Here is a 1331-nt window from a genome sequence, read left to right on the forward strand (position 1 = left end):
CAGGGGAATCGGGTGTGGCTTTGATGCGTGTGCCGCTGGTGGCTCGGACTGCTTGGCCGCTCGGTTCCCCGTGACGACCCTGGCCGCATATTGGGATGTGCGAGCGAATCGCTGTGTAGGGCAACGTCGGCGCGGTCGTCTGCGGCGTTGAGTTCCAACGAGCTGATGGAGGTGGGCATGGCCCGGGTCTGGGCTGGTGTGGACATCGGGAAGGCGGAGCACCACTGTGTGGTCATCGCCTCCGACGGCAAACGGCTTGTGTCTCGTCGGATCGCCGACGATGAACCGGAACTGGTGAGACTCATCGACGAGGTGGTGGCGCTGGCGGAGGAAGTTGTGTGGGCGGTGGACGTGCCCGATGGTGGTGCCGCGCTGCTGATCGGGCTGCTAGTGGCGCGGGATCAGCCGTTGCTGTATATCCCCGGGCGGACCCTCAACCGCGCAGCCGGCGGCTATCGCGGCGAAGGTAAGACCGATGCCCGCGATGCCGCGATCATCGCCGACCAGGCCCGGATGCGCCGTGATTTGCATCCGCTGCGCCCCGGCGACGAAGTCACCATCGAGCTGAAGCTGTTGACCACCCGCCGCGCCGATCTCGTCGCTGACCGAACCCGCGCGATCAACCGGCTGCGGGGCCTGCTCAGCGGCATATTTCCCGCGCTGGACCGGGCGTTGGGCAACCTCACCCTGATCGGTCCGTTGACGCTGCTGACCAGCTACCAGACCCCCGCCGCGCTGCGCCGCATCGGCGTGGCGCGGCTCGAAACCTGGTTGCGGACAAGGAAAGTCAGAAGTCCCGGTAAGATCGCCGCGGCGGCGCTCGAAGCCGCCCAGCGCCAGCTCACCCGCCTGCCCGGTGAGGAGTTGACCGCGTCGATGGTCGCGGCGCTGGCCGCAGAGGTGATGGCCCTCAACGAGCGAATCAAGGACACCGACAAGCTCATCGAGGGCGGATTTCACCGCCACGAACTCGCCGAGGTGATCGTCAGTCTGCCCGGCATCGGAACGGTGCTCGGCGCCGGATTTCTCGCGGCCACCGGCGGCGATATGGCCTTCTTCGGCACCCCCGACCGGCTGGCCGGGTTCGCCGGACTCGCGCCGGCGCCACGGGATTCCGGGCGAATACGCGGGAACCTGCACCGGCCCAAGCGATATCACCGCGGCCTCAACCGTGTCTTCTATCAATCGGCGATGATCTCGCTCACCTGTAGCCCCGAATCGAAGAAGTTCTACACCCGCAAACGCGCCGAAGGCAAGAAACACACTCAAGCCGTCCTCGCCCTGGCCCGCCGCCGCGTGAACGTGCTCTGGGCACTGATCCGCGAGCACCG

The 1331-nt window shown here is 66.9% G+C and carries 1 protein-coding gene; it reads left to right on the forward strand.

Translation table 11 applies throughout. The features are described 5' to 3' along the window. Window positions 1-177 precede the first annotated feature (177 nt). A partial coding sequence (locus ACWEKS_RS49380; RefSeq protein WP_452346609.1) for an IS110 family transposase occupies window positions 178-1331 on the forward strand: 1154 nt, incomplete at its 3' end.

This window comes from Nocardia sp. NPDC004711 (assembly GCF_053601595.1).